6 protein-coding genes are annotated in these 9,653 nt (G+C 70.1%); 1 reads left to right on the plus strand and 5 read right to left on the minus strand.

The features are described from left to right. Positions 1-717: 717 nt before the first annotated feature. From HYG95_RS24260 to HYG95_RS24280, 5 genes are all read right to left on the minus strand, one after another. Entirely contained in the window at positions 718-2,037 is a 1,320-nt protein-coding gene (locus HYG95_RS24260; RefSeq protein ID WP_225278288.1) for a S1 family peptidase, read from the minus strand. A 90-nt stretch (positions 2,038-2,127) separates the two neighbouring features. Further along, positions 2,128-3,489, minus strand: coding sequence for a S1 family peptidase (locus HYG95_RS24265; protein ID WP_181701383.1), 1,362 nt, complete (start codon positions 3,487-3,489; stop codon positions 2,128-2,130). A gap of 99 nt (positions 3,490-3,588) precedes the next feature. After that, positions 3,589-4,710 (minus strand): hypothetical protein, encoded by a 1,122-nt coding sequence (locus tag HYG95_RS24270; RefSeq protein WP_181701386.1) that lies wholly within the window; start codon positions 4,708-4,710, stop codon positions 3,589-3,591. Between the two features lie 49 nt (positions 4,711-4,759). Continuing rightward, the gene (locus tag HYG95_RS24275; protein WP_181701388.1) at positions 4,760-7,231 is read right to left on the minus strand and encodes a LuxR C-terminal-related transcriptional regulator; all 2,472 of its coding nucleotides are present in this window, start codon (positions 7,229-7,231) and stop codon (positions 4,760-4,762) included. After that, on the minus strand, positions 7,228-9,018 hold the full coding sequence (locus tag HYG95_RS24280) for an Hsp70 family protein (RefSeq protein ID WP_181701390.1): 1,791 nt from the start codon (positions 9,016-9,018) through the stop codon (positions 7,228-7,230). Before HYG95_RS24280 ends, HYG95_RS24275 begins: the two co-directional genes overlap by 4 nt. Positions 9,019-9,254: 236 nt before the next feature. Here HYG95_RS24280 and HYG95_RS24285 point away from each other — a divergent pair, with 236 nt between their 5' ends. After that, complete coding sequence (locus HYG95_RS24285) at positions 9,255-9,608, plus strand: IniB N-terminal domain-containing protein (protein ID WP_181701392.1); 354 nt, start codon at positions 9,255-9,257, stop codon at positions 9,606-9,608. Positions 9,609-9,653: the final 45 nt, after the last annotated feature.

The following is a 9,653-nucleotide window of genomic DNA, read 5'->3' on the forward strand; positions in this document are numbered from 1 at the left end:
GACCACCTTGGTGTTTTGTGCACCAGGGAGGTGTGGAAACCACCTTTGTGTTTTTGTGCACCACGGAGGTATTGGGCTGTGTTTGTTGGAGCGCTGGCGCGCTCGAGCGCGGCCCCTGAGGGGCCGCGCGAACAGCGCTCGAGACTCGCGCTTCGCGCATGCGCTTCGAGCGCTGTTCGCGCGGCCGGGCCGCTGCGCCGCTTCGCGGCGTTCCCTCCTCGAGGTCGGGAAGGGTGCGTGGTTGGGAGTGCGGTCATGGCGGACCGGAGTGGTGCGGTGTGGCTGGGAGTGCGGTAGGTGGCGTACTGAGTGGTGCAGTGGGGCTGGGAGTGCGGGAGTCGTCGGCCCCTGGGTGATTCACCGCCCGGGATAGGTTCCCAGCAGTCCGCCATGACAGCATTCCCAGCCCCGCACGACCCGACCTCGCGGAGGGTCCGCCGCGAAGCGGCGTAGCGGCCCGGCCGCGAGTTAGCCGCCGGTGCGCATGCGCGCAGCGCGAGCACCGGCGGCTAACTCGCGGCCCTCCAGGGGCCGCGCTCGAGCGCGCCAGCGCTCCAAAAATACAGCCCAATACCCCCGTGGTGCACAAAACCCCAAGGCAGTTCCACACGGCTGGAACCCCGCCACACAGCGGCCCCCAGAAACGGCAAAGGCCGGTAGCTCTAGCGCTACCGGCCTCCACCGTCGTTCAGGGCATGCTCACTGCCCGCCTAGGCATCAGTTCGTGCGAACCGCCAGGCCGGGGTTGTCCGACAGGACCACGCTCAGCGGCTGTGCGAAGAGCTGGGGGGTGTCGCCGGTGATGGCGCCGATGATGTTGGGGATTTCGCAGATCGGGTAGTCGGCGACCGACGAGGCGCTGGAGATGCCGAGGGCCATGCGGCCGGTGACGATCGCACCGCCGGAATCGCCGGGCAGCGCGCAGATGTTGGCGGAGAAGCTCTGGGTGAGCTGGCGATCGCCGACCTGCACGGTCTGGTCGACACCGTTGACGATGCCGCAGCTGAACCCGGTCCGCGAACCCGACTTGCACACGGGGGCGCCGACGACCGGCACACCGACGCCGTCGACGGCGATGGGTGCCGCGCCGGGGACGGTGACGAGGTTGTTCTCGAAGCGGGCGCGCGCGTTGTCGTTCACGCGGATGATCGAGTAGTCCTGCTCGCCGAGGATGGACTTCTGGAAGGTGCCGAGCTGGGCGCCCGCGCGGTCACCGTTCATCTCGTAGACGGCGGCGGCGGAACCGGTGCCCGCCGACTCGAGGTCCGGGTTGCAGTGGCCCGCGGAGATGTTCACGACGTTGCCGGAGCGATCGGTGCCGTTGAAGCCGAACGAGCAGCGCAGCGAGCTGTTGCCCGCGATGGCGGCGTAGCCCTCGCCACCGGCGATCGGGCCGGTGCCGTTGCCCGCCACGGGAGTGGCTTCCAGGTCGACCTTCTCACCGGCCACGGGCGGCGCGGTGACGACGACGCGGGCCGGGTCGATGAAGCTGGGCAGCGGCAGCCCGGCCTGCTCGACGCGCACGGCGATCGCGTTGTTCACGGTGTCGATGACGACGCCACGCACCAGGTTGGCGATCTCCGGCGGCGCGGCGGCCAGCCAGTTCTCGAACGCGGTCTTCTCACCGCGCAGCATGGATTCGCTCTTGGCGACGTTGCGGACCTCGAAACCGGCCGATTCGGCGGCGGCACGGGCTTCGTCGGCACCGGGGCCCTGGGACAGCGCGACAACGGCGTTGCCCTGGTCGTTGAGCCAGGAGCCGGCGAACACCTGCGGGAACTGACGCTGGGCGGTGGTGGCGAACGCGGCGACCTGCTGGGCCTCGTCGGCACGGCGCAGGTATTCCTGCGGGGAAAGCTTCAGGTCACGGCTCACGGCCTCGATCAGCTGGGCAGGCAGATCGACCGCGGGTTCGGCGTCGGCCACTGCCATCGTGGGGCCGAACAGCAGAATCGCCGCCGAAGCGGCGATCACGGACTTGCGAGCTCGTCTCGAGCTTCGTGCGAGGGGGGCGCGACCCATACGTGGCAGGAGCATGATCGAACTATATGGGCTCGGACCGGTTATGCCTACTCGGACCGGGCAAGAGATTTCACTCACCCGGTCCGTTCGGTGATTCGTCCGGTACTAACCCGCGTTGGGGTTGGTACGCACCATGATTCCGCTGCCGAGACCGCCACCGGAATTGGCCTCGATATCGGCCAGGATCGGCCGGATCGGCACACCGAGGGTGGCGGTGCCACCGAAGGGCGCGAGCTGGGTGTTGGCCTCGGTGCAGTTGGGCGCCTCGGCGGCATTGGAGCCGCTGGTGATGCCGAGCGCGAGGGTGCCCGACACGATCGCGCCGCCGCTGTCACCACCGAGGGTGCAGGCGCTGGTGGCGAAACCACGGATCGTCTTGCTGATGCCCTCGGCGGTGAACAGCTGGGTTTCCACGTGATCGGCCGAGACGAAACCACAGGTGAAGGTGGACGACTGACCAGTTTTGCAGACCGGCGCACCGGTCACCGGATCGGCGGTGCCGGTGATGGCGAGGGTGGTGCCGTTGGCGCCACGCACCCGGGCCTGGTCCATGCCCGCGTTCACCGCACGCTCGTTGAGCTTGATGACGGAGTAGTCCAGCGCGCCCGGTCCGCCGAGCACGGACATGGCGAACTGACCGACCTCGGGACTGTTGGGGATGTCGCGCACGTTCGGCACGTACACCTTGGCGGGCGTGCCGTGGTCGACATTCGGATTGCAGTGGCCCGCAGAGATGTTCAGCGCGTTGCCCGCCGCGTCGGTGCTGTTGAAACCGAACGAGCACACGTCGACACCGCGCAGGTCGGCATCGTGCAGGTCCTTGGCGGCGGTGATGTAGGTGTCGCCACCCATCGGCCGGTTCACCACCTCGCCACCGCCGCCCGGCGTGATGACCACCTTGATGGTGGCGATCAGGGTCGGCAGGTTCAGCAGATGGCCGGTGCTGGAATTGGCGACGCTCAAAACGATCTGGCTGTTGAGCACGTCGATGGCGATCGAGCTGATCGGCGCGGAGATCTCGCGCGGCAGGCTCGAGATCCACTGACTCAGTTGCAGCAGAGCGCCTTCCAGGCCGCTGGCCGAGATGGGCGCGAGGTGGGTCTGGTAGCCGTCGGCGGCGGCGAGGCGGCCGGTCTCGGCATCGGTCACCGCGACAACGGCTTTGCCCTCGGGCGTGAGCCAGGCACCGGCGAAGGTGTCGGGGTTCTCGGCGCGGAAGTCGGCGGCGTAGGCGCGCAGCTCCTGGGCGCGCGCGGCGCGGTCGAGGTATTCGTTCGGGGTCATGCCCAGATCGCGCGAGATGGCTGTCACCAGTTCGGCGGGTAGGGCGTCAGCCGAAAGCTGCTGCGGCGCAGCGGGTTGCGCGCTAGCGACACCGGAGCCGAGCAGAGGGGCGAGAAGAACGGTCGCGGCGAACCCGGCGGAGGCTGCCTTGACCGCGGCGCGACGCGCCACCAACTTGCGCATGAAATCCCTTCGTCACCGAACGAGTGACCGAGACCACCGCCGGCGGCGGGTATGTCGGTCAGCGCATCACTCTAAGGCACGCCCGGCGATGGGGTGCGGTTACCCGCTACCAGCTTCGGTTTTGCGCCAGCCGGGGATCTCGAGCGGCGGCGGTAGCTCGCCGGGCTCGCGGGGCTGGAACGGGAACGGCCGGGTGGTCGTGGTGCGACCGGGCGTCGTCGGCGTGGTGGTCGTCGGTGCCGGCGTGGTTGTGGTCGGAGCCTCGGTGGTGGTCGGCTCTTCGGTGGTGGTCGTCGGTTCCGGGGTGGTCGTGACGACCGGTTCCTCGGTGGTCGTCTCCGGCGGCGGCGGAGCGAGCACGGGAGTGGGAGCCGGTTGCTGGGTCGTTTCCGAGTGCGCGTCCGAGATGGTCGGCGGCTCGGTCGGCTCGGTGCCACGCAGCAGCACCGACACCGCGATGCCACCGAGCACCAGGCCGATCAGCGCGGCCCCGGCGATCAACAGCGGCGTCTTGGTCCGAGCAGGCGCCGGTGTAGGGGCAGGGGCAGGGGCGGGCGGTGGCACCGAGACGGCCATCGCCTTGGTCGGGTGTTGCACCGGAATCGCCGCCGAGTACGCCTGCGCGACCACGACCGGCGGTTCGACGGCGGGCATCACATCGGTCTTCACCAAAGAGTTCTCGGTGACGATCGGATCGGGCGGTGTCGCACCGGCCGGGGTCGCGAGCACCGCGACCAGCGCGGCCTCGGCGGCCGACGACGCGAACGCCTTGCCCGGATCGGCGCCCTCGGCGGGCTGGGGCAGCTCGTCCTCGCCGAGCAATGCCACCGATTTCAGACCCAGATAGTCCAGTGCCTCACGGACGCCGCGCACCACCTCCGGTGACCACTGCGCCGGATGCGTGGCGTAGAACTCGGCCGGGCCGCTCAGATGCTCGGTGGTGAGATCGATGAGGCAGAACATGGCCGTGGCCAGCAGATCCTCGGCCCGATAGGCCTCGCCGCCGTCGACATCGACGCCGGCCGGATCGCCGATCGCGCGGACGAAACCGGAGATCGCGTGCGCGTGCCCGGACAGTGGTGCGTCGCCGAGGGCCGCGTCACCGTCGTCGGACATGTGCAGTACCGACGACCGCTCGACGAAATGCTTCGCCCCGTCGTCGGTGACCACCGCGGCGACACACTCGTCGTCGGCGATACGCAAGCCGACTCCAGTGGCCATCCGGTTACCTCGCTTCGACGTCCGTGGTGTTGGGCGGCGAGTCCGGCGGTCACACCAGGAGTGAGCCGTGTCCCATCGCGCGCAGCATCGACAATAATTCCGATCGTGAACGTGCGCCTATCCGGCGTCGGATACGCGCCACGTGATGCTCCACGGTCTTGGCGGAAATGTACAGCCGGGCGCCGATCTCCCGGTAGGTGAGACCGAGTAGCACCAGCTCGGCGACCTCGCGTTCACGGTCGCTCAGCGCGCGCTGCTCGATAGCGGGCTGCGGTGCCGAGGTCTCGTCGCCGTTCTTGGGCGCCTCGAGCCGGGCGGGGATGCGCACCGAACGGGCCAGCTTCAGCAGGGCGCTGGCGGCGGTGGGGTCGTCGATCACGCGCGCGGTATCGCCGGCGAGGCGGGCGCCGTCGAAGGTGTGGCCCTGGTGGGCGAGGGCGAGGACCGCGCTGTGCACGGCGGGCAGGTCGACCTGACCGCGCAGCACGAGCAACCAGGTGCGGCCCGCATCGGCCAGGACGGCGGCGTGCGGGTCGCCGTCGGCGGCGGCGTTCTTCAGTGCGTGCGCGTGCGGCAGCAACTGCTGGGGCGAGGACTTGGCGATCGCCGCCTGCACCCCGTACCAGTGGAAGGCGTTGGTCCAGGCGGGTGCGCGCCCGAGGCGGCGCAGCAGTGCGGTGGCGGCCTCGACGAGGGGCTGGATGCGGCCCTCGTCGCGCAATTGGATTCCGGCCAACCACAATTCGCCGATCGGGAGCAGGCTCAGCAGGTCGACGTCGACCTCGTCGAACAGCGGGAAGGCGGCGGTCCACGCGGCATGCAATGCCTGCGCGTCACCGCTGCGGCGGGCCAGGCCGACCGCCAGGGCGTGCGCGAGCAAGCGATCGCGTGGGGCCAGGGACGCGATATCGATGCTGGTCATGGTCTCGGCGGCCTTGCATTCGTCACCGATGCGCAGCGCGGTCCAGGCCGCGAGCACGCCGAGCTGTTTGCCTTCGCCGTCGGCGGCGCGGATCGCGTCGTCGGCGCGGCGTGGTTCGCCCGCGCTCAGACTCAGCAGGGCGCCGACGGTCACCGCGCTGCACGGGGTGGTGCCGGTTCCGTTGGTCCGCGCGGCCTGGACCAGCGCCGAGATCGCGGCCGCGGTGGCCGCGCCGTGTGGGTCGAGGGAGGTGAGCAGGGCGTTCGCGATCAGCCGGGCACCGGCACCCGCCTGGGTGGGCGGCCAGTGTTCGGCGTCGGCCGCGGCCTCCGCGGCGGCGGCGCTGTCACCGGCCAGGGCGTGCACGGTCGCCGCGATCGCCCAGTCGGCACCGACCCGGTTCGGGCCGAGCCAGCGGTAGAGGGCGGCGGCCCGGCTGACCAGGCCGCGCCGGGTGAGCACGCTCGCGCAGACGCGGACGGCGGCCGCGAGTTCGGCGGTGTCGACACCGGCGCCGTCGAGCAGGGGTTCGGCTAGGCGCAGGGCGGTGTCGTCGTCGCCTGCCTTCGCGGCGGCTTCGGCCCAGGCGAGGGTGACGCGGCGCGGATCGGTGCCCGCCGCGACGGCTGCCGCGTAGTAGCGGGCGGCATCGGGACGCTGCTGTCGGGCTGCCGCGCAGAGGAATTCGGCGAGACGATGGTCGCGCACACCGGACTCGGCCAGCAGCAGGCCGGTGTGGTCGCGCAGCAGGCCCGCCTCGAGCCGGGTGTCGAGGAGCCTGCGCTGCACCGCGACGAAGCGGCGATCGCCGAGCAGCAGCCGCAGTTGCGGTACGGCCGCGCTCAGCAACAGGTCGGCATCGGTGACCAGCGCGCTCGCCCGCGCCCGATCCAGCAGGTCATGAGCGACAGGCAATTCCACCCCGAGCACCTCGGCGAGCTCACCGGCGTCGAGGCCTGTTCCGGTCGCCGCGACGACGAGGGTGTCGAGCAGCGGGGGATCGAAAGCCGCCAATTGCGCACGGGCCCAAGCGGACAGGGCCGCGTCGACGGCAGGCAGGCCCGCGTCGAGCTTGGCCTGACCCGCCGCCCGCAGGGCCGCGACGACACCGCCGTGGATGCCCGCGGTCCTGGTGTGGATGTGGTTGACCAGCGGGCGCGGCACCGACACCCCGAGTTCGCGGGCGAAGGAACCGATCTCACCGCAACCGAGTGCGCGGATCTCGATCAGGCGGCCCTGCCTGCCGATCGCGTCGCACAGGGCGCGCAGTTCGGGATGCTGGGGGCGTGGCTGGGTGGCGCAGATCAGGGAGCGGGCGCCCGATTCCACCTCGGTGCGCAGGACATCGAGCTGGGCGGGGGTCATGTCGTGCAGGTCGTCGGCGATCACGACGGCCCCGTTGTCGGTGGGCTCGGGGGCCCGGCCGATCACGGCGACGCCCCGGCCGCGCAGCCGACGGCGCACAGCGTCGAGCAACACCGACTTGCCGGTACCGGAGCGACCCGACAGCAACAGCACCACCGGCTGGTCGTCAGGAGTGTCTACGGCTCGCAGAATCTCACGGGCGTGCGGGACTGTGTCGAGCGCGATGGGGCTCAATTGCCGCCTCCGAGTAGTTCACCGGGGAGTTTCGTGACGCCGCCGACGGTCCCATCGACCACCTCGCCCGCGCCGTCGAGCACTTGGCCGGGTACGGCGCCGACATTCGGCACATTCGGAGCCTGGGGGACCGGCGGGGTGTAGGGCGCCGGTTGCTGTGGGGCGGGCTGTTGGGGCGCGGGCTGCTGGGGTGCCGGTTGCTGTGGGGCCGGCTGTTGGGGCGCGGGCTGTTGCGGTGCGGGTTGCTGCGGGGCAGGTGCTCCGCCGCCGGACTGGACCTGCTGCTGAGTCGCCGGGGACTGGGCGGTGCCGCCCGGCTGTGGTGTCCCGCCGGCGGAGTTCACCGGTGCGGCCGGGGTGACGGTGCCGGGGATCGGCTGACCCGTCGAGTCGAGCAGGGGAGCACCCGGGACCGGCTGACCGTTCGCGTCGACGGTCGGCGTTCCGACCACCGGCTTGCCGTCGGCGTCGAACGTGGCGATCGGTGCGACCGCCTGTCCGGGGCCGCTGTTCTTCGGCGCGTTCTCGGTGGGGTTCACGGTGGACGCGTCGGGCTTGCTCGGCGTCGCGAACTGGGGTGACATGGCCAGAGTTCCCGCGGTGAGCGCGCCGAAGACGGCGACTGCCGCGCCGACGACCGCCAGGCGCTTGCCGGTGACGACCTTCTTCGCCGGGACTTCGTCGTCGACGACGGGCAGGGCTTTCGCGAGTGAGACCGGGGCGATGTCCGTCGGCTCGTCGAACTCCTCGAGAGGAAGGACGAGCGGAGTGGATTCCGCCGCCCGCAGATCCGCGGCCAGCTCGGCCGCGCCCGCCGCGCTCGCGGTGGCCGGATCGGCACACGCGACGACGGGCAGCGCGAACTCCGCGGACACCAATTCCGCGACCAAGGGCATCTGCGCGCCGCCGCCGGTCAGCAGGACGGCGGTGATGTCGCCGAGCCGGACGCCCGCGCGCTCGACAGCCTCGCGCACCAGGGTGAGTGAATCCTGCACGCAGCCGCGCAGCAGGTCCTCGAGTTCGTGACGGACGAGACGAACGGTCGCGGCCTCGCCGAGGGCGCCGACCTCCACCACCGTCGCGGTGTCGAGTGACAGTTCTTCTCTGGCGAGGCGTGCGCGTTCGCGCAGGGCCGCGAGTTCGGTTTCCACGGCCGGATCGAACGGGTCGAATTCCCGGTCACCCAGCGCGTGCGACAGCACGTAGCGCATTGTCAGCAAATCGAATTCCGAGCCGGCGATCTCGGTGTCGTGCAGCGGGGTGGCCAGCAGGCCCGACTGCTCCCCGGTGCGGACCACCGAGACGGTCAGACCGCTCGCGCCGAGGTCGTAGACCACCAGCGCGCCTTCGTCGAACAGTCCGCGCTCGACCTCGTAGCGGCGGACCACCGCGACCGGTTCCGGGACGAGGACGACCGCGTTGGCGCCCGCGTTGTCGAGAGACGAACGCACCGCCTGCACTTGGTCATCCGTCCACCAGCCGGGGTGGCAGGACACCACCGTCGGCTCGCCCTCGACCCGGTCGCGGACCTCGTCGATCAGCTGAGTGGTCGCTGCGGCCACCAGATCGGCCGCGACATGCGACGAACCGTCCTCGGCGAGCATCCGCACCGGATCGCCGACCCGGGCCAGGAAGCCCTCGATCATTACCGCCGGGCCGGCCGTGGCTACTTCTACTGCACTGGGTCGCCGAACGACCGCGATCGGTTCACCACCGTCGATCGCCGTCGCTACGGCAACTGAACGGGATGCACCGACGGTGACGCCGAGCGCGAGACGGTCTGTCATGGGGAACCTCTGCAGATACGTGAGCGACGGAAATCATCGAGAGAGCTATCCCGATTGTCGGTTGCTGACGGTCTGCTGTTACCGGCGAACAGGCCGATAACGGGGCCGATCCCCTAACGGCCCTCGATCCCCTAACGGGCACCCCATGCGACGAATAGGGATTTGCCCCGTTACGAGGGGGTGCCCCTCGGCCATAGCTTCGAAACATCTTGCCGATCCCGGAGGAGCTGATTCCGATGACCACACCCTTGGAGAACGCGATCCTGCAGTTCATTCTCGATTTGCTGCGCGATCCTAAGGCCGCGGCGGCGTACTGCAACGCGCCGGACAAGGTCATCGAGGAGGCGCAGCTGTGCGCGACCCCCGAATACATCGCCGCCTGCGCGCCGATGGTGGCGCGCGGCGTGTGCGATGCGGGGAGTGCGCCGTTGCGAGGCATCGTCGGGTGCGGCGGGGGAGGTCATGGGTTCGGAGGTGGTGGTCATGGTGCCGGGTTCTATGGTGCCGGTGCCGGGCCGTCGATGTTCTTCGGGCCGGGGCGTTGGTTCGGGCCTTGCTCCTTTACACATTTGAAGCTGCCGGAGAATTGAGACGTGTTGACTATGTCTGTCCGCGTGACACTAAAACAAATATAA

This window comes from Nocardia sp. GTS18 (assembly GCF_013839555.1).
Taxonomy (GTDB): domain Bacteria; phylum Actinomycetota; class Actinomycetes; order Mycobacteriales; family Mycobacteriaceae; genus Nocardia; species Nocardia rosealba.